Raw genomic sequence first — 17,902 nt, 5'->3', positions numbered from 1 at the left:
GGAAACCATCGTGGCATGTTCGATGAGCACCAGCGCATCACCATGGACTGGTGGCTCTACACCCACACCGAAGACCCGGTAGCGCCGCTGGAGTTAGCCAAGCAACAAGACTTCGGACGCCAAGGAGAAAAAGCCGCACGCGCAGCCTGGGCACAAGAAGAACGTAAACGCCGCGGCCACCCAGACGGGCGACCTGCCGCATTCGATACCCACATCGACAACGAATGGAACCCCAGCTTAGGCATAAGAAAAGGCTGGGCCGGACGCTCCTAAATCCACACGAAATGTCCCTTAGTGCGACACGCCGCAAATCCACACGAAATGTCCCTTAAGCCATGGGTAAGCACTCATTGGATACACCCGGTCGCAAAAGAAAAGACCTTGACGCCACGAAGCTTATCCGGCTCGATGTGGCAATCAAGGTCATAACACTTGCGACCGTAACAGTGAAGCTCATTGCAGTTATGCTTCACGTGGGTCTTTAAGGCCCGAGGGTCTCAACCGACTGGTACTCGGTTGGGGCCCTTTTTATTGTGCAGCCACAATTCAGGGACGAACCGTGCTGTCGTATTTTAGGCTAATGCGCGCGCGGAGGTTTCGCAATACTCCCACACTAAGCCCGTAGACCCATTTCCTACTGCAATCGGAAAGCTGTGTAGCCGTGTATCGCCTTTTGTGCGCTCGTGAGGTCTCGCTAGCGTGTGGTTTTACCTGCACTTTCTCCGTCTGGGCGACGTTCACCGAATAAAGAGAAAGGGCGCTCCCACCTGTGGGGCGCCCTTATTTGTTCTTTTTAGAAGGGGAGTTTGAGGCCAGGGATAAGACCCGCGAAGGCAGCGCCACCAATGGACAGTGCAATAGTGAGTACTACGCCGATAACACCGGCAATAATCCCAGCGGTGGAAGAACCACCACTAAAAGCAGGGGTAGACTGCTTATCGTCAGCTGCATCCGTTCCGGTATCTACCCCAGGTAGTTGGGGATTTCCCGTTTCCTTCGGAGTGGTTGGTTTGGGCACAACCTTCCTAGCCTGGACACTATTGGTGATGACCTTAGAGGTTCCGTCTGAGAAAGCTACCTTGTAGACAAACTCCCCGTTTCCCTCGACCGGAGGAATAACGGTAAACGTATTTCCTTCCTGCTTTACATTCCAATCTTGCGGCACTTTCAAGAGGGTCACCGAAGCTGTGGAAGGAATATCCAAAACTTTTACGGTAGTAGTCATGCCGACTTCAATAACACCTTTGTCAATAGTCGGATTGTGCTGGAGCTTTTCCGCAGGATGAACAGTGAAAGTATGCGTTACTACCTCAGTCGATCCATCAGGGTATTCGACAGCGAGATCAACAGTTGTTGACACTGTCTTTCCGTAGCGATCAGATTCCGAGAATAGCCAGAGCCAGACTTCCCCGTTCTCAAACACTATGACGGAGAGCTCACCTTCCTCATTACCCCCGCCAGACACGCCCGGATTAAGGGCAGTCAATTTCGTCCCGTAGGGTACCCCTTTAACGGAAATTCTTTCTGTGAGTTTGTCCATTCTGCTCCACTCGGGAAAGGCGGGCTGGAATTGGTCAGCCATGGTCTTCTTCGCGGTGGCGGTCTGAGCCGTAGCGACCGGGGCAGCAACAGCTGTTGCCGAGGCGGTAGAGAGGCAGCATAGAGCAGCGACGAGTGCTCGCTTTTTCATGCGAAATCTCCTTGAGAGAACAGGGGATGGAAGAAGTTTATAGTACCCCGGCATTGCGCTTTTCTTTACTGCTCACCCCCCTAACAACAAGCCCTAGCAGCAAGCCTAGGACGTCCGCTCAGAAGCGGGCCTCCTCGGCTTCTTTCTGCCTGCGCATATATCACTTCGTGATAGTTTTCCCATAAGGCACCGTTTACCTAATTGCGAGACTTCCACGAACCAGGGGTGAAACATGGATATTGAGAAGTTCCTCATCACAGCAGTCGGCGTGCTCAGCGTCGTTTCCCTTGCCGGCTGGCTCTTCGCTGATTACGAGTGGTCAACCAGGGCCACAACGGTTATGGGGTTTGGGTTCCTTATCTCGGCACTGATTAATAAGCGCGGGCAAGACAAGGCTGCGGGCCACCGCCGGGTAACTGAAGAATCTACGCAGTGACAGCGTGCCGGGCACGCAACGTGGAAGGTACGCACTCCCTCGACTTCACAGGTGCCCTATCTGCCAAACTTAGCGCCGATCCACGCGGCAACGCGGGGGCAAGGTTTTGGCGTCTAGGAGCGTTCCCCGGCTAGCTGCTTTCCCCAGGTCCAGTAGCCATGCGGCGATTATTATCGGGACTCATCGGACGCTCTCTTGAAAGAAGCTACTCATGACCCAACCTCCGTATCCGCCGCACGCTCCACCCCCAAGCCCCGGTCCACAGTGGCCGCACCAGTACGGTGTTCCGCAGCAACCGCCTCAACCGCAGCAGCCACAATCCGATGTTCTGGGGATCATCGCCTTCAGCTTGGCGCTGCTCGGATTCGTGTTCACCTGCCTACCCTTCACGTTCCTCATCGACGGACTTGTCATGGTCTCCGCCATCATCTTGGGCTTTACGGGTTTGTTCATGAAAGACCAGAGGAACTTCTGGCCCATCGTCGCGCTCTGCACCGCGGCGGTCGGGGCGGTCCTCGGCTTCATCATTCAGATCGCACTTACCTTCGGCTTGTTTGTGCTGTTTGAGTAGGGTCCTCGTGGGATAACACGTTGACGAGCTCCTCGACGGAACATTTCGATCACGCATAGGCGGGGCCCGGCCCCTAACTATTGAAGTAGCGCTCTCACTATTCAGGCTGTTCCCGCCGCGCATTATCTGAAATCTCACGCGCTCTCTGCTCCAAGCTCTCCTGGGCGCGGGCCTGGGCTTGGGAGGAGCTATCGGCACGCGGCGGGGCTTGGATAAAGCGCTCGGAGTGCATTCCCAGTTGCAGTTCCTTGGCACGCAACACCTCAGCATCAATCTTGATGCCGACGATCAGCACAGTGTTCATCAACCACGTGGCCACGAAGACCGCCATGACCGTGCTCAACGCACCATAAGCGCTGGCCGCAGCGAGGTACTTCAGGTAGAGGCCTACCAAACCCCAAGACGCGACCGTACCCACGAGCGCCACCACGGAACCGGAGGTTATCCACCTAAAGCGCCCGGGACGCACGTTGGGGCCGAAGTGATAGAGCACCGCGATGAGCGTGAGCACCACAACCACGGTGACTGGGAAGCGCAGCCAGTTCCACACTGGGAGGAAGATTCGCACCAGGTACGTGGCGGCATCTTCTAGTCCTACGTTGCGTGCAAGCGGAATCAGCCCCTCATTAAGAACTGCATCACGCAGCAAGTTGGCAAAGAGCACGATGACCGCGCCCACCACAATGACTGCTGTCAACCCCCACATCAGCGCCCACGTGCGGATGATGCCCCGGCCCTCCACCCGGCCGTACACGGTATTAGCCGTGCGCGAGAAGGCCCGCACATACGCCGACGCAGAAAACAACGAAATGGCCAGGGAGATGACCAGTGCCAACGTGCCCTGCGCGCTGGAGCCGATAATCGTGCCGACTACTGTATGGGCCTGCTCAGAAAGCGAACCTGGGACGTACTGCTCAATGAACTCAGAAGTCAGCTGCTCCACTTCCGCTTGGCGGGAGGAAAAGATGAGCGTGGCAATGGAGTAGGCGGCCAGCACTGTTGGCGCAAAAGCCATGAGCGTGAAGTATGTCATCCCGGCGGCGCGGTCCATGAAGGCATCGTGGAAGAAGTCATTCCACGTGCGCCGGATGATCAACCCCCAGCTTTCCTTGCGCAGGCGATTACCTTTGGCGAGGGGATTGTGTTCTTCATCGTGGCCCTGGACCTCAAGGATGGTCGGGCCCTTAAACGGCACGATTGTCTCTGGCTCCTCGGCCGACGTAGCGTTGCCTCGGGTCTCCTCTTCGCTCATATCTGACCAGCGTATGCGGCACAGCCCGCATTCAGGGGAAGGACACTCAGGCCACAGGCTAAGCCGTGGTTACACTGGGGAGGCATGACTGAGAAGAATACCGAGAACAAAATCAACGTAAAGTCCTTCGAACTCGATCACCGGCTTGTCGACGCCCCCTATATCCGCGTCGCCGACCGCACCGACCTGGGAGGCGGGGTCGAGATTATCAAGTATGACCTGCGCTTCTGCCAGCCCAACAAAGAGCACCTCGGTACCGAGGCACTGCACTCGGTCGAGCACATGATGGCCAACTTCATGCGTAACTACACCGACAAGCTCATCGGCTTTGCCCCAATGGGTTGCCGCACCGGCTTCTACGCCATCACCAACGGCATGGAGCAGGATGAGCTGCTCCGCGCTGTCGAGGGCGCGCTCAATGACATCCTCAATGCCACCGAGGTTCCCGCCGCCAACGAGGTGCAGTGCGGCTGGGGCGCCCACCACTCACTTGAGGGCGCGCAGGAGGCCGCACGCAACTTCCTCGCAGCCAAGGATGAGTGGCTTAACGTCATGGCCTAGCTGCTCAGCCACTCCACTTCTTCTTAAATGCTCACCCCTAGCCAGATGGGCTCCGGCTCCAGAGTCACGCCGAAGGCCTTCTGCACCCCGGCGCGGATATCGCGGGCCAACGCAACGATATCGTCCGCAGTGGCCTCACCGCGGTTGGTCAGCGCCAGGGTGTGCTTGGTGGACAGCGTTGCCTTCGCACCCGACTCTTCACCTGGGTAGCCCTTGGCAAAGCCGGCGCGCTCGATGAGCCACGCGGCGGAAAGTTTTTCCTTATCTTCTCCAGATACGGTGGATAGCACCGCATGTCGGGGCATGCGGTCGGCATCCTCGTCGCCGCGGGCGGCGCGGACGGTGGCTTGGATGGAATCGGCAAGCTCGGGCTCGACGATGGGGTTGGTAAAGAAGGAGCCGGCAGACCAGGTGTCGTGGTCTTCTGGGTCGAGCACCATGCCCTTGCCACGGCGCAGCTTCAGCACTTCCTCGCGGACTTCCGTGACCGGGCGGCGCTCACCGGGGTTCTGAGTGAGCTGGCCAAAGCGCAAGGGCTTGGACAGGCCGTCGGTGGTCAGCTGGAGTTCAATAGCCAACACCACGCCGCGGCCAGTGAACTTCAGGTTGGAGTAACGGTAGGCCAGCTCTAATTCTTCCGCCGGTACCCACGTCGCGGTGCGGGTAGCGCGCTCGTAGAGGTAGACCTGCGTGAGGACGTCGGAGGTCTCCGCACCATAGGCGCCGACGTTCTGTACCGGTACGGCACCCGCATTGCCCGGGATGCCGGAAAGGCACTCGATGCCGCCCAGACCGCACTCCACGGTCAGGGCCACGACGTCATCCCACACCGCGCCCGCATCAGCGCGCACGAGTCCGTTGGCCACGGTGACGTCGATGTCCTCGAAGTCGAGGGTGACCACCACGACATCCAACTGGCCTTCCGCCACCACGAGGTTGGAGCCGCCGCCGACAACGAGGTAGTCCTGGGAGGACTCGTCAAGCGTGGCCAACGCAGCGATAGCGGCCTCAGCGCTGGCGCAGCGCACCGTCACCAGCGGTGCACCACCGATGCGCAGCGTCGTGAGATCGGCGAAGGTGGTCTCGGAATCCAGAGTGACTCCGTCAATGTCAGCGAGGGTCAGGAATTTATCTAGCACGTCTACCAAGGTAGTCTGTAACTCATGTCAACCCGTAGCGAAAACACCGTTATCATCAACCAGCCCATCGATAAGGTGCACAAGGCACTGACCACACGGGAGTACTGGGACTTCATCGTGGCCAAGCTGTCCCCGGAACCGGGTACCGTGCACGAGTTCACTGGCAACACCGCTGTGCTCTACGAGATTCTTCCGACCTCCCTCCTCCCGGAGGCTGTTCGTGCCATGGTCTCCCAGGACCTGAAGGAAAAGCGCACCGTGACCATCGGCGAGGTTGTCGATGATCAGATGTCCGTTTCCTTCACCGCTGACGTCAAGGGCACCCCGGTCGACTTCAAGGGTGACATCACCTACAAGTCCCAGGATGAGACCACCGTTCTGGACTATGTCTCCGAGGTTTCCGTCAACATCCCGATGATGGGCGCTGCCATCGAGCCGAAGGTCGCTGAGGCTCTGCAAGAGCTCTACACCAACGAGGGCAAGCTCACCGAAGAGTGGATCTCCAACAACCTCTAAACAACTCCCTACACCACAGTTGTTGCTATGGCCGATCACGCGCATAACCTGAAGGCTCAGGAAAGCGCTGGTCGGCCTTTCGGCGTTGTTACCCGCGGCACCACCAACCCCAACCGGCTGCGCCGCTGCGATCGCTGGATGGTGGCGCACCCTGAAATCTCTTCGCTGCTGCGCTCCACGAGTAAGCCGCTGGCTCTCGACGTCGGCTACGGCGCCTCCCACACCACCACCGTGGAGTGGGCCGGCTGGCTGCGCAGCGTTAACCCGAATACCCGGGTAACGGGCCTAGAGATTTCCCCCGAGCGCGTCTTGCCGCCGCGCGATGGCGTCACCTTCGAGCTCGGTGGCTTCGAGCTTGCCGGCTACCGCCCGCAACTGGTGCGCGCCTTCAATGTGCTGCGCCAGTATGACGTTGACCAAGTAGAGAAAGCCTGGAACACGGTGACCTCGCGTCTTGCTCCGGGCGGCTTCTTCGTGGAGGGAACCTGCGATGAGCTAGGGCGCAGGGCGGCCTGGGTGCTTCTCAGCGCCGCCGGTCCACGCACGCTGACCCTCGCCTGGGATCCCTTCGACGTTCAGCGCCCCAGCGATATCGCGGAGCGCCTGCCCAAGATCCTCATCCACCGCAACGTGCCGGGTGAGCCAATCCATGAACTCCTGCAAGCGGCCGATGCCGCCTGGGACCACGCCGCCGGCTGGTCTCCTTATGGACCGCGGGTGCGCTGGCGCATGGCGCGTAAAGAACTCCGACAGACAGTGCCCATCCATCCGGTGAACCGCCGCCTGCGGGATAACGTGCTCACAGTGGATTGGGAACTCGTAGTTGGCCAACTTTAAGCCCGTGCGCCACACTAGTAGTCATGGCTTCTTCTAAATCTCCCGCCTCAACGGCCTGGAAAATTTTCATCGGCGTACTCGTAGTACTCCTACTCATCATCTTGGTAGCTGAGCTCGGTATACGCTGGTTCTTGGGCTCACAGATGAAGAGCGAATTCACCCAGTCCGCCAAGGAGCAAGGCGTGGAGACCTCCGAGGAACCGGAGGTAAGCTTTGGTGCCAGCCCCATGGTCTTTGGCATGCTCAACGGCAAGATTCCGCAGATGGATATGAAGACCCCGTCCACGCTACAGATTGAGGGCACTAACATCACCGGCCAACCGGCCGCTGATATTCACGTCGAAGACATGACGCTGTCCCAGGAGCCGGTCGCGGGCACGCTGCGGGCTTCGACGACGGTCCCGGATCAATTCCTACTGGCCAGCTTCCAAAAGGCTATTGCTGAGCAGTCCGGCTATGACGCGCTGGGCAACCTCGTGGTGACCGCGATTACCGCCAACGATGCCGAGGATGACCTCGAAGTGGAATTTGCCGCTGGCCTGGCCACGCTCTCGCTCAAGCCGGAAGCTCGCGACGGCAAGCTCGCCATCGATACGAAGGAAGCATCGCTCTTCGGCTTCGACCTGCCCGAGCAGGCCACCTCCGCGATTTCGAATGCCTTGGCCGAAGGCATGGAGGAACAGCTCGCGGGCCAGCAGCTGACCTTCGAATCCGTGGATGTTGGGGCTGGCGAACTCACGCTCACCCTCATTGGCCACGACGTTCCGATGAGCGAGCTCGATTCCGCTACCGCACCAGCACAGCAGGCACCGGCTAATTAAGAATTAAGACTCTCCACGGACAGTTGCGTATCCAGGGCTTCGTCGTCTGAAACGACGGAGCCCGTTTCAATGAGGCACTGATAACCTGCCTGTTCGGCAGCACGCAGATACTCCGCCACCGGCAGAGCTGGATGCTCAGGAAGAATGAGCCCCAAGCGCACGGGCAGCGGGCAGGCTTCGCGGAGGGTGACGAGCTCGGAGAGGAGCGAGGTGGCATCCCCTAGCAGCGCATCCACCGCAACCCACACCTCGGCCGCACCTGATTGCACGGCCAGCCGCGCTTCTGCCGCCTTCACCAAGGAGTGGTGGCGCCCGGTGGGATAGCCGGCAACTGCAATGACGTGCTCTGCGCCCTCGGCGGCAAGCACGTGGTGCGGGGAGACAAGCGCTCTTTGCTGCCCCGCTGACTGGGTTCGCGCCTCCTCCACGGAGGCCTCAAGCAGGTTCAGCATTAGTAGGAATAATCGCCGTTGATGATGGCCTTGAGCTGCGGGCGCACATCGAACCAGTACACGCCGGTGATGATGGCGCCAATCCAGCTGACAAAGGGCAGCGGCAGGTTCATCAACAGGGCAGAGCCGACGAGCAGCCCGACCCATACCCACTTGTTCTGGCGGTCACCGGCGCGGAAGGCGTCCTCCCGCGTCATCGCTGCCAGAACGGCACCAAAGAGGGCGAAGAGGGATACCGCCATGAAAATGTACTGCGGTATCGACGCAATGGTGTTAAGAAAAGTGTGCATCAAGAAAGACTAACTAGTTCTCGTCAACTACTTCGCCGTCAATGACATCGTCATTCGGCTTCGGGGCATAAGGGTTGCGCGGGCTCTGCGGCTCCTGCGGCTGCTGGGCATGCTTGCCCTCCGCGCGCTGCTCCTTGGCATTGTTGATAGCGCCCTGCACACCCTCACGGGTCTCGTTGAAGGCGGTGTTGAAATCCTCACGAGCCTTCTCGAAAGACTCCGAGTTGCGGGTCTCACGGGCGGCGGAGGACACAGACTCCCCAATATTCTTCGCCGTGGAGGTCACGCGGTCGAAGAAGGACTCCTCCTTCGCAGTGCCATCACCCATGCCCGCCTCATCGGCAGCACGCGCGATGCGATCCGCCTGCGCACTCTGGGCTTGGTTCTGGCGCTCTTCCTTGAAACGGCCACCAAAATCCTTGGCCACATCAAAAGCAGAGGAACCGGCATTCTTGATTGAGTCAAATACGGACATGGTCGTCACTCCTTGTTAGACGCCAAAAAGCAGATGATTGACAGTGTAGATAACCAACCCAGCCAGCGCACCCACGACCGTGCCGTTGAGGCGAATGAACTGCAGGTCCTTGCCCACCATCAGCTCGATATTCTCGGAAGCCTCCTGGGCATCCCAGCGCTTAATGGTCTCTGGAATAATCGCGATGATCTCCGGCGCGAACTTCTCCACCGCGTAGCGCGCGGCCTTATCCACCAGCTCGTTGGCTTGAGCCAGGAACTCCGAATCCTCCAACAGACGGTGCGCCAATTCCTTCACCTTGGCGGTGATCTTCTGACGCAGGAAGGACTCTGAGTCGGTGAGCTGCTCAATGAGCGTGGAGGAGACCGTCGCCCACATCGCCGCCGGGGCTTTCTGCGCCTGATCGGAGGCCAACATCTCCTGCTTGATTCCTTCGATGCGCCCACGCATATCCTCATCCCACTGCAGGTCCGAAGCCAGCTTGGACAGGTTGCGGCGAATGGCTAGGCGGGCTTCGTGGTTGCCGTTGCGGCGGACCTCATCAGCGAACTCCACGAGCTCGGCATAGACCTTCTCCCCCACCATCTCGCGGGCAAAGCGCGGCGCCCAGCCTGGCATGCGTTCATCGATGGCGGTGACCACAGTGGATTCCATGCCAAGGATCTTGCCGTGCGCCCACTCGATGAGGTCATCCTCCAGCGGGCGAGCCTTGCCGTCTGCAATATAGCCCTCCAGCAGGCGCCCCAGCGGCGGGCCCCACTCCGGCTCTGCCAGACGGTCCATGACTTGGGTGCGAATGAACTGCTCCGCCTCCGCCGGGTCTAGGTCTGCGACCACACTGGCTGCGCGCTCACCAATCCACGCGGAGACCTCCTCCGCCCGCCCAGGCTCCACGCCCTGGCGCGCCAGCCACAGCGGTATCTCCGCCTCCCGCACCTTGGCGCTGAGTGCATCCGCGGTGAGGAAGTTCTCCTCCACGAAGTCCTTGAGTGCATCACCCACGCGGTCCTTGTTGTTGGGGATGAGTGCTGTGTGCGGGATGGGCAGCCCCATGGGGCGGCGGAACAGCGCGGTCACGGCAAACCAGTCCGCCAGTCCACCGACCATGCCTGCCTCCGCTGCCGCACGCACGTAGCCCACCCAGACCGGAGCCCCGCTTGCCGACGCCTGCCACCACGAGCACCCCAAAAAGATCACCGCCGCACCAATCAGGAAGGACAGCGCAATCGCCTTCCAGCGGCGCAGGTCCGCCCGGCGCGCCTCCTGGTTTCCTGGCTGCGGCACAAACGACGTCTGCGCCGCCGACGTTTCCTTAGCCGGCTCAAGCCCTGCGTCTGCGCGGTGCGTCATGGGTTGGTTCTCCTTGGGGTAAACGAGGCTTCGTGATGGATAGCTAATCCATCAATCAACATTAGTGCGCGTAACGGACACACTCGATCGCCGCCAACACTAAGATCGACTCCTAGCTTTATGAACGCCAGCCTGCCGAGGGCTATTCCACTGAATTGAAGGGTGAACTAGGTGGCAAGACTCAGCCTCAAAGCAATCGAAGAACGCATCAAGCCGCTTGCTGGGAAAGATGAGTATGACCGCGAGTTCATCTTCGATCTCATGCTCGCCTACGGCCGTTCCAAGGGAAATATCACCCGCCTTCGTAACGGCTCACTCAACATCGCTGACGATCTGGAACACGAAGTAGCTCAGAAGAATGTCATCTACTTCCGCGAAACGACAGGTGGTCTGACTGAATTCCATCGCGCCCCTGTTTATAAACAAGCTCAAAGGAGGATTTGCCAAGACCTACGCCAACGCCGAGCAGCTGAATAAGCTGCTCGGCCCACGAGTGGGGTTGCCCGCAAATCGTGGACACGTAGTGGAGCTACCTAGTGGTTAGGCAGCTATTTCTTTTCTGCTGGTGGTTGAACCGGTGTGGTTCTCGAAGTCGACGGGGCTGACCATCCCCAGTGCGGAGTGCCGGCGCCGACGGTTGTAGACGACTTCAATCCAGTAGGCAACGGCCTTATGCGCGGCATCACGGGTCGCCCAGCGCTTACGGTCGTAGAACTCGGTTTTAAGCATGGACCAGAACGACTCGGCCATCGCGTTATCGAAGCACACACCAGTACGCCCCACGGACTGAGCAATGCCCAGGCTGCGGCACACCTCCCAGAGCTTGGACCTGACCCCTGTTAGGTAGACACCTGATATCCAGCCCGGTTGGGTTGGGAAGAAAGGTAATCTACCACCATGCCTAGGTACTCCGAACAGTTCAAACGTGATGCTGTGGCCCTCTACGAAAACAATGAGGACCTATCACTTCACGCGGCTTCAGCAGAGCTTGGAGTCAATCGCTCCTCACTTTATTCCTGGCTTAAGCAGTACGGCACCGGCAAACGTGCCCGCACGAAGACCATGCGTGACAAGGCCCAGGCGACCACTGATTCTGAACGGATCCGCCAGCTAGAAAAAGAAAACGCGAAACTGCGCGAAGAACGCGACATCCTGCGCAAGGCCGCGAAATATTTTGCTTAAAGAGACACGCTGGTAATCCGCTTCCAGTTTGTCGATGACCACCAAACCGAATACTCGGTCAAGCGGATGTGCCACGTGTTAAATCTCAATCGCTCCTCGTTCTACAAATGGCTCAACATCCGCCAAGAACGCAGGTTAAAGACGTGTTCCGATGCCCTTATTGGTGCGAGAATCAAGACCATCTTCGATGATGAGCACGGGCTTTATGGTGCTAAACGCATCGCTGCAAGCCTTAACGACGATACGGACTTTCCTCCGACCAATCACAAGAAGGTCGCACGCATCATGAAATCCATGGGGCTGAAAGGCTTTACTAAACGGCGTCGATGCATCACCACCAGGCGCAAGCCTGGCCATCGAGTCATGCCCGATTTAATAGGCCGCAAATTCACCGCTGACAGGCCGAACCACGTCTACGTAGGCGATATCACCTTCAGGATACCTCTCGTCGTGAACATCCCAATGCGTGTGTGATCTGCGCGTAGCTAGCACCATCAAGGCACATCGCGATGATCTGCTTGAAGTTGGCCACAAGGACCAGCTCCTTCCAAGTAGAAGTTGACGCAACACCAGCGGATTGTGGTGTCGCCAACATCAACTATGAAAGAAAACCCCCTTGCAGTACCGGGTACGCAGAACACCGGTACCAACTACGCGGACTCGCGGTACCAACTACCCCAAATCGACAGGTGGCATGCGCGGCGACATCGTCTTCCGCCTCACGGTGCCGTCCGCGCGCTGTGGCTGCTCCCTGCCGGAGCTCATGGGCTGGGTGGTCAAGGCCAACCAGGAGCAAGCCGTCGTGACCTCCTACCTCATCCTCAATGACGGCCACGAGGACTTGAACCTGCTGCTTCTCGGCCGCATTTCCACCGCCTGGGACTACAGCGACGCCCAGCTGCGGGCGCAGCTGGGCGGGATCCTCGCGCACATGTGGGTCTATGCCGAGGACTTCTACCGAGAGATCAACCCCAAGCGCGAGCTCGAGTACGTCTTTGAAAGTGGAGACTGACGAAAGGATTGGTCTCCGAAGACGGCAAACAAGTAATTAATGAGGTCTTGTGGATCCGTTTAGCTCGAAGCCACGGTCCAGACATCGGCCCATCCAGAAGAAAGCTCAGCGGCACGCCTCGTTGCCAGTACTAAAGATTCTTCGCGTGCAATGCCTTTTCCAGCGATGTCAAAAGCGGTGCCGTGATCCACGGAAACACGTACAACTGGGAGGCCAGAAGTGATGTTTACCCCGTTGTCTCCGTATACGGCCTTGAACGGAGCGTGTCCTTGGTCGTGATAACAGGCGATAACAAGGTTGTATTTTCCTTTTACTGCAGCAGGAATCAGTGCATCAGCTGGCAGCGGTCCTGTGACGTTTATTCCTTCTTCTTGAGCTCTTTGGATTCCTGGGAGCAGTTGGTCTTGGTCTTCATCGCCGAACAGACGATTTTCACCTGCGTGTGGATTGATTCCGCAAACTCCAATTGTCCACTCAGGGTGTCCATTAGCCTTTCCAAGAGCTGCTGCGAGTTTGATTACATTGTAGGTTCGATCCGGTGTACACGAATCAACTGCGGACTTGAGTGATTGGTGGGTGGTCAGGTGAAAGAGAAATAGATCATCTGCGGAAAGAATCATTGAATAGTTTTCCACGCCAAATTCATGTGCCAAGATTTCTGTATGTCCAGGCCACAGGTGTCCGCCCGCATGCATGGCTTCTTTGTTCAGCGGTGCGGTGACAATCCCTTGAACGAGGTTCTTTTTTGCGTCGTCGCATGCAGCGACGACGAATCGGTATGCACCATCGCCTGCGGTGGCCGAAACTTTGCCGAGCTCAACTCGTTCAAGTTCTGGTCCAACCTGGATGACTTCGATTCGGTTGGGATCATTAGTTGCGTCACTTGGAGAAGTCAAGACGTGAACGGAATTTGGATCTAGACCTGCTACCTCACATCCATGGCGCAATGAATTGGCATCACCGTAGGCTATGGGGACACAAATTTCACGCAGTTCAGGGTGAAGCAGGAGTGTCTTAGCTGTGATTTCGGGTCCGATTCCGGAAATGTCTCCGATGGTAATAGCAAGTGTTGGATTATTCATTTGAAATTCCTTTCCAAATTTGATTCACAATATTGATCAATAGATTGGGTTCCCCAAATCCACCAGACTTTGTCACGATGGGTAGCTTTTCAAATGGCCCGTCTACGACTATTGAGAGAGGAACGCCTTTTTCAATGCTTCCGAGAACTTGGGTATTTGCTATGGAAAGTTCTTTGAAGCATGCAGCAGAGCCGTCTCCACCGAAAATGATTAGCGATCCAAACTTTCCGCTTTGTAGTGCCTTCTTAGTAAGTGATGAAAGCTTGTTCGCGAAGTCAGATGCAACTTGAGCTCGTTTTTCAATCGATGCAGTAACCGTTGGGTTTGCTCTCAAGACGAGTACACCATTGGTGTCTTGCGAAAGCACACTGATTTGCCGTAGAAGGCTGGGCATTGAGGGGTCTTGTGTGAGCTGAGCTGGGGCCGGGCTGAACACAGTAGACGAAACTCCTGCGGAGTCTGAAATATATTCATCGACCTGTGCTTGACTCACGTCATGAATCGATGTCACCACGACCAAAGGTGGAAAATCGATTGGTAGCGGTAGTTTTGCTGCTGATTTTGGTTCGCTTGCCTTGGCGATAAGTGCTTGTGCAAGGCCGGCAGAGCCGACAAAGACAATTGGCCGCTCGACTCGGTCCGCGACTTCACTAATCTGCTCTAGATCTTCTTGAACTCTTGCATCGAAAGTAATTATTTGAGCGGTGCTTTCGATAATTTCTTGGACACAGTGGTCGACGTCGTGGTGATTCCTAACATGAAATGAGTCAGGAATTAGATCGCCAATTCTGGAAGACTTCACGGGTGTGATCGGATCTCGCCCACTGCGAGTTTCGGTAACTGGAATTCCGTCTACGTATAGAACTTCATCATTGATGACTCGTCCCATTTCTGGATATGCGGTGCAAACGAATGCGAGCGCATTTCGATTACCAAGTCCTGCGATTGCGCCCTTAATTTGTTGCGCCACAGATCCCCGCATCGTTGAATCAACCTTGAGATAAATCTGCTCAAACCCGGCTCTTATAGCTTGCTCAGTCAAATTCCTTGTGGTTTCCTCGGCCTTTGCGTAGCTTGGTCGGGTGGCAGCGTTGATTGCGACAACTTCACTTCTTGAATTGTCCAGTTTTACAAGTTCTTGAACGGAGCTTGTGAGGAGCGTGTTGAAACCGTTGTCTGCGAACTGGACTGCGGTGTCATTTGCTCCAGTAAGGTCATCCGCTAAGACTAGGGTACGAGGTAACATTTAGACTTTCTCCTCGTCAAGATTTTGTGGCACTTCGGCCTCACTCCGATCTATCAATCCGCCTTCTTTCTTGAGAACGTACGCTGCGAGTAGGGGAGCCAGAATTGCAGAAACAAGAACTGCGGCGGCTACCTGAGTTGTGGCTGCATCTACATATTGGACAAACGTAGGGTCTGCTTCTGCAACGATTAACGGAGTCGCTACAGCATTTCCAGCTGTTGTAGCCGCGGCGAAGCCCATGCCTGATTCTCGGCCGCGTCGAAGAACAAATTTGTATCCAAGATAGGTAACCGCGCCGGTAAGAAGTACCGAAATTACGCCGAGGATCAGTCCCATCGCTCCGCCTGTGGCGATTGAGCCCAAGTTAATTCCGGTTCCTAGAGCAAAGGCAAAGAATGGAATTACGATGGCACCGGTAGGACGGAGAACGTCGGTCCATTTGGGATCAAGATTTCCTACAACCATTCCAATGATGAGTGGAATGACTGCTGCGGCCATTAGCGAGAGAGGGATGTCGGCCATTCCTGAAGCGCCTAAGAAAAGTAAAGTGAAGAAGGGGCCATCATTTACGGCTGAAGCGATGTACGCGCCGCGATCTCGGTAGTCGCCGTATTTGCCAGTGAAAGCGAGCCATACTCCGCCGTTGGAATTTGCTACCACGGTTAGTAGAGCGAGGATTGAAATTCCGAAGAATCCATCCAAACCGATCAGGTGTCCAAGCCCAACGATCAGAAGGCCCGGAATAATTGTCTTGGCGAGAAGAATTGTTCCCGCATGTGCGAGCACTGGTCCGGAGCTTCGAACAGTGATTTGGGTACCTGTAGCAAAAATTAGTAGTGCAATTAGTGGCGTCGCGGACGATTTGAAAAGTCCGGTGGTAAAAGAACCCATGTCAAGGAATGAAGGGAAGAAAGTTCCGACGATTGATCCCAGAATGAGGGGGATGACCATTGTTCCGCCAGGGACTTTATTCATCCAATCCCAGAGAGGAAGGATTGATTTTTGTGATTCAGCCATTCCAATATCCTTAGTGTAGATGCTGACAGACAGCATCGCTTATCCGTACAAGTAAGAATTTAGCAACTTGTACGGATAAGTCAAGGGTCTTATGGCTGTCTTTTTGTGTGCCGGTTCACACTATGTGGAAGTTTCGAGATCTAGCGCAACGCGGGTACCGGCGTGGAAAGTGGTAAATCGTTCGATCTCATCCCCGTCGATATTTGTTGTATTGCCTGAGAGCACAAGAAGGGGGGCGCCAACTGGCAACTCTAAGAGGGCGGCTAATTCCTCAGACGCAGGAATGGCTGTAATTGATCGTGACGAATGGGTAGGCATGTTTCCTGCTGAGCGGAATAGGTCATGTAGCGAACTCTGCTCCAGTGAATCTTCGTCTACCCCCGTGGCAGCCTCGAAAGGTACCTGCGTGTCGATGACGCAGAATGGTACACCGTCCAAGAATCTGATTCGGCGAAATGTAATATCTCCACTAATGGAATTCCTTGTCAGCGTCAGCACTTTCGTACGAACGTCCATTTCTTGGAGCAGGGCCTGCATGCCTAGACCATTAAGTGATTGGGCAACTCGATGGACTCTCTTCGGATTTATTACCTCTGTTTGTCGACCTTGCGATTTGGAAAGTAAACCTTCTGATTCTAAGAGGGAAAGCGCTTGGCGAATGACGGATCGGGAGACGTCAAAACGCTGTTGAAGGCTGGATTCGGAAGGTAAGTATCCAACTAGCACAGATGAATTTATTTCGTCTCGGAGTGTTGTGGCGACGGTCAAATAGAGCGGTATTCGAGTTGGCATTGGAATATTCGGGGTTATTGAACCTGTTTTAGGTCTAATCCTATCGGCAAATCCCCTCGCATTGTTGGAACCACATTTTGAACATGCTTTGGCATTCCTTTGGAAATGCATTGGGTCGTTCGAGATTCTATTTTCCTGGAGATCGGTATCGAGTGCAGAAGGTTGGTTGATTCGGCTGGGGCAAGGTTGGGGGCTAGGGGTGTCGAACAAGAAATAGTAGATCGACCAAGGGCCATAATCTAAGCCTTGCTCCATTAACTGTTGTCTGGCATGGACGACTGCGATTTTGTCGGCTTCGTCAAATTTCTTAAACGGGTTCTTCGGGGCAGTCGAATCCGGCACAATACCTGCTCGGCCCTTCTGCGCTATCCGGTGTTTGATGTTGTGGTACGTCTGCCGCGAGATCCCCAATTCTTTGCAAAACTGTGTGACCGTCTTGCCGTCACGAACGGGATCGAAATCTGCGACCTTTCTACGCTTATGCAATGGAATAGCCATCCGGCTATTCCACCGCCGTAAATGTCCCAAAAGCCACTAGACATCCTGTCCAAAACCTCCTGGACTCCGCGTCCAAAAAGTCGCTAGACATCACAGTTCTAGGCTGAATGAATATTCCGCGCAAGGAGGCACGAGCGGGACGTCGCCAAGCGCCGGCGCTCACCCCAAACGCCAACAACCCCCACCTCCTCACATGGTCTCCCATGCGTTGTGTTTGTTTGGAGGTGGGGGTTGTTGTGGTACCAGTACAGAAACTCAGGCGTTCAACGGCCTAGGAGGTGCCTAGTTGATGCGGCCGGTTTCCTTGCGGTACTGGCGGTAGTAGCGGCGGCCATACTTGACGGCGGCGATAGCCAGGATGGCTACGACAACGCTGGCGATGGCACCCACGATCAGGTTGATCTGGTAATCAGCACCCGCGGTACCGTCCGGGTAGAGCCAGGTGCCGAGGCCCCAGATCAGGATGCCCAGCGGCGGCAGGATCGAGAGAGTCAGACCCATGCCCACCCAGGTGGAGGTGCGCAGCAAAGAAGAGTGCGGTGCGCCGTAAGAAACGGGGTCATATCCCTCGATGTAGGAGTCCTGAATCTTACCGGAGAACTCCGGGTAGGTCTCGCTGTGGTGATCAGCAACTGCCGGGTTGAGGTCGCTCATGGCTGAAACTTTCTCTCGTTCCTGTTAAT

At 56.4% G+C, this 17,902-nt stretch carries 22 protein-coding genes and 2 pseudogenes; 11 read left to right on the top strand and 13 right to left on the bottom strand.

The features are described from left to right. A pseudogene (locus QP363_RS09630) lies at nt 1-273 on the top strand (IS256 family transposase); the annotation flags it as partial. A gap of 520 nt (nt 274-793) precedes the next feature. Here the strand turns inward: QP363_RS09630 and QP363_RS09625 are convergent. Then, entirely contained in the window at nt 794-1,690 is an 897-nt protein-coding gene (locus QP363_RS09625; protein ID WP_049154454.1) for a hypothetical protein, read from the bottom strand. A gap of 232 nt (nt 1,691-1,922) precedes the next feature. Between QP363_RS09625 and QP363_RS09620 the strand changes: the two genes are divergently transcribed. Both QP363_RS09620 and QP363_RS09615 read left to right on the top strand, forming a co-directional pair. Continuing rightward, entirely contained in the window at nt 1,923-2,126 is a 204-nt protein-coding gene (locus QP363_RS09620; protein WP_049154451.1) for a hypothetical protein, read from the top strand. A gap of 211 nt (nt 2,127-2,337) precedes the next feature. After that, nucleotides 2,338-2,697: a hypothetical protein gene (locus tag QP363_RS09615; protein WP_049154449.1), complete on the top strand. Its 360-nt coding sequence runs from the start codon at nt 2,338-2,340 to the stop codon at nt 2,695-2,697. 97 nt (nt 2,698-2,794) lie between these two features. On the opposite strand, the gene QP363_RS09610 is transcribed toward QP363_RS09615, so the two are convergent. Further along, nucleotides 2,795-3,949, bottom strand: a complete 1,155-nt coding sequence (locus QP363_RS09610; RefSeq protein WP_070645760.1) for a YihY/virulence factor BrkB family protein — start codon at nt 3,947-3,949, stop codon at nt 2,795-2,797. A gap of 84 nt (nt 3,950-4,033) precedes the next feature. Between QP363_RS09610 and QP363_RS09605 the strand changes: the two genes are divergently transcribed. After that, the gene (locus tag QP363_RS09605; protein ID WP_049154446.1) at nt 4,034-4,510 is read left to right on the top strand and encodes an S-ribosylhomocysteine lyase; all 477 of its coding nucleotides are present in this window, start codon (nt 4,034-4,036) and stop codon (nt 4,508-4,510) included. A gap of 23 nt (nt 4,511-4,533) precedes the next feature. On the opposite strand, the gene QP363_RS09600 is transcribed toward QP363_RS09605, so the two are convergent. Further along, nucleotides 4,534-5,649 carry a UDP-N-acetylmuramate dehydrogenase gene (locus tag QP363_RS09600; RefSeq protein ID WP_070645758.1) on the bottom strand — a complete coding sequence of 372 codons (1,116 nt, stop codon included), beginning with the start codon at nt 5,647-5,649 and terminating at the stop codon, nt 4,534-4,536. Between the two features lie 24 nt (nt 5,650-5,673). Between QP363_RS09600 and QP363_RS09595 the strand changes: the two genes are divergently transcribed. From QP363_RS09595 to QP363_RS09585, 3 genes are read left to right on the top strand one after another with little or no spacing between them, the layout of a single operon-like run. Beyond that, the gene (locus QP363_RS09595; RefSeq protein ID WP_070645756.1) at nt 5,674-6,165 is read left to right on the top strand and encodes a DUF2505 domain-containing protein; all 492 of its coding nucleotides are present in this window, start codon (nt 5,674-5,676) and stop codon (nt 6,163-6,165) included. A gap of 27 nt (nt 6,166-6,192) precedes the next feature. Next, nucleotides 6,193-7,002, top strand: coding sequence for a methylase (locus QP363_RS09590; protein ID WP_070645754.1), 810 nt, complete (start codon nt 6,193-6,195; stop codon nt 7,000-7,002). Nucleotides 7,003-7,025: 23 nt separating this feature from the next. Next, on the top strand, nt 7,026-7,823 hold the full coding sequence (locus tag QP363_RS09585; protein ID WP_284764322.1) for a DUF2993 domain-containing protein: 798 nt from the start codon (nt 7,026-7,028) through the stop codon (nt 7,821-7,823). On the opposite strand, the gene QP363_RS09580 is transcribed toward QP363_RS09585, so the two are convergent. From QP363_RS09580 to QP363_RS09565, 4 genes are read right to left on the bottom strand one after another with little or no spacing between them, the layout of a single operon-like run. After that, nucleotides 7,820-8,275 carry a deoxyribose-phosphate aldolase gene (locus QP363_RS09580; protein ID WP_070443998.1) on the bottom strand — a complete coding sequence of 152 codons (456 nt, stop codon included), beginning with the start codon at nt 8,273-8,275 and terminating at the stop codon, nt 7,820-7,822. The two genes, QP363_RS09585 and QP363_RS09580, sit on opposite strands and share 4 nt — an antisense overlap. After that, complete coding sequence (locus QP363_RS09575; RefSeq protein ID WP_070444001.1) at nt 8,275-8,565, bottom strand: DUF2516 family protein; 291 nt, start codon at nt 8,563-8,565, stop codon at nt 8,275-8,277. The genes QP363_RS09580 and QP363_RS09575 overlap by 1 nt, the downstream gene beginning before the upstream one ends. A 13-nt stretch (nt 8,566-8,578) precedes the next feature. After that, a complete protein-coding gene (locus QP363_RS09570; protein WP_070444004.1) occupies nt 8,579-9,040 on the bottom strand; it encodes a CGLAU_01105 family protein in 462 nt (153 codons plus the stop codon). A 15-nt stretch (nt 9,041-9,055) separates the two neighbouring features. Next, a complete protein-coding gene (locus QP363_RS09565; RefSeq protein WP_284764321.1) occupies nt 9,056-10,390 on the bottom strand; it encodes a DUF445 domain-containing protein in 1,335 nt (444 codons plus the stop codon). 171 nt (nt 10,391-10,561) lie between these two features. Here QP363_RS09565 and QP363_RS09560 point away from each other — a divergent pair, with 171 nt between their 5' ends. After that, nucleotides 10,562-10,867 carry a hypothetical protein gene (locus QP363_RS09560; RefSeq protein WP_070444010.1) on the top strand — a complete coding sequence of 102 codons (306 nt, stop codon included), beginning with the start codon at nt 10,562-10,564 and terminating at the stop codon, nt 10,865-10,867. A 108-nt stretch (nt 10,868-10,975) separates the two neighbouring features. Here the strand turns inward: QP363_RS09560 and QP363_RS09555 are convergent. After that, nucleotides 10,976-11,218: pseudogene (locus QP363_RS09555) on the bottom strand (integrase core domain-containing protein); the annotation flags it as partial. Between the two features lie 69 nt (nt 11,219-11,287). Between QP363_RS09555 and QP363_RS09550 the strand changes: the two are divergent. The 3 genes from QP363_RS09550 (at nt 11,288) to QP363_RS09540 (ending at nt 12,584) form a co-directional block, all read left to right on the top strand. Then, nucleotides 11,288-11,572 carry an IS3 family transposase gene (locus QP363_RS09550; RefSeq protein ID WP_070444015.1) on the top strand — a complete coding sequence of 95 codons (285 nt, stop codon included), beginning with the start codon at nt 11,288-11,290 and terminating at the stop codon, nt 11,570-11,572. A 75-nt stretch (nt 11,573-11,647) separates the two neighbouring features. After that, on the top strand, nt 11,648-12,046 hold the full coding sequence (locus tag QP363_RS09545) for an IS3 family transposase (protein WP_284764320.1): 399 nt from the start codon (nt 11,648-11,650) through the stop codon (nt 12,044-12,046). A 220-nt stretch (nt 12,047-12,266) separates the two neighbouring features. After that, entirely contained in the window at nt 12,267-12,584 is a 318-nt protein-coding gene (locus QP363_RS09540) for a hypothetical protein (protein WP_201828756.1), read from the top strand. A gap of 59 nt (nt 12,585-12,643) precedes the next feature. On the opposite strand, the gene pdxA is transcribed toward QP363_RS09540, so the two are convergent. The 5 genes from pdxA to QP363_RS09515 form a co-directional block, all read right to left on the bottom strand. Next, nucleotides 12,644-13,666, bottom strand: a complete 1,023-nt coding sequence (pdxA, locus tag QP363_RS09535) for a 4-hydroxythreonine-4-phosphate dehydrogenase PdxA (RefSeq protein WP_083276407.1) — start codon at nt 13,664-13,666, stop codon at nt 12,644-12,646. Further along, a complete protein-coding gene (locus tag QP363_RS09530) occupies nt 13,659-14,912 on the bottom strand; it encodes a four-carbon acid sugar kinase family protein (RefSeq protein ID WP_284764317.1) in 1,254 nt (417 codons plus the stop codon). The genes pdxA and QP363_RS09530 overlap by 8 nt, the downstream gene beginning before the upstream one ends. Continuing rightward, nucleotides 14,913-15,929, bottom strand: coding sequence for a 2-keto-3-deoxygluconate permease (locus QP363_RS09525; protein WP_201828758.1), 1,017 nt, complete (start codon nt 15,927-15,929; stop codon nt 14,913-14,915). A 120-nt stretch (nt 15,930-16,049) separates the two neighbouring features. Next, nucleotides 16,050-17,219, bottom strand: a complete 1,170-nt coding sequence (locus tag QP363_RS09520; protein ID WP_083276409.1) for a UTRA domain-containing protein — start codon at nt 17,217-17,219, stop codon at nt 16,050-16,052. A gap of 282 nt (nt 17,220-17,501) precedes the next feature. Continuing rightward, the gene (locus tag QP363_RS09515) at nt 17,502-17,873 is read right to left on the bottom strand and encodes a hypothetical protein (protein WP_070444024.1); all 372 of its coding nucleotides are present in this window, start codon (nt 17,871-17,873) and stop codon (nt 17,502-17,504) included. Nucleotides 17,874-17,902: the final 29 nt, after the last annotated feature.

Source organism: Corynebacterium sp. UMB6689 (genome assembly GCF_030215295.1).
GTDB classification, from domain to species: Bacteria; Actinomycetota; Actinomycetes; order Mycobacteriales; family Mycobacteriaceae; genus Corynebacterium; species Corynebacterium aurimucosum.
The sequence above is the reverse complement of the archived record's forward strand: the minus strand, read 5'-3'. Positions and strand labels throughout refer to the sequence as shown.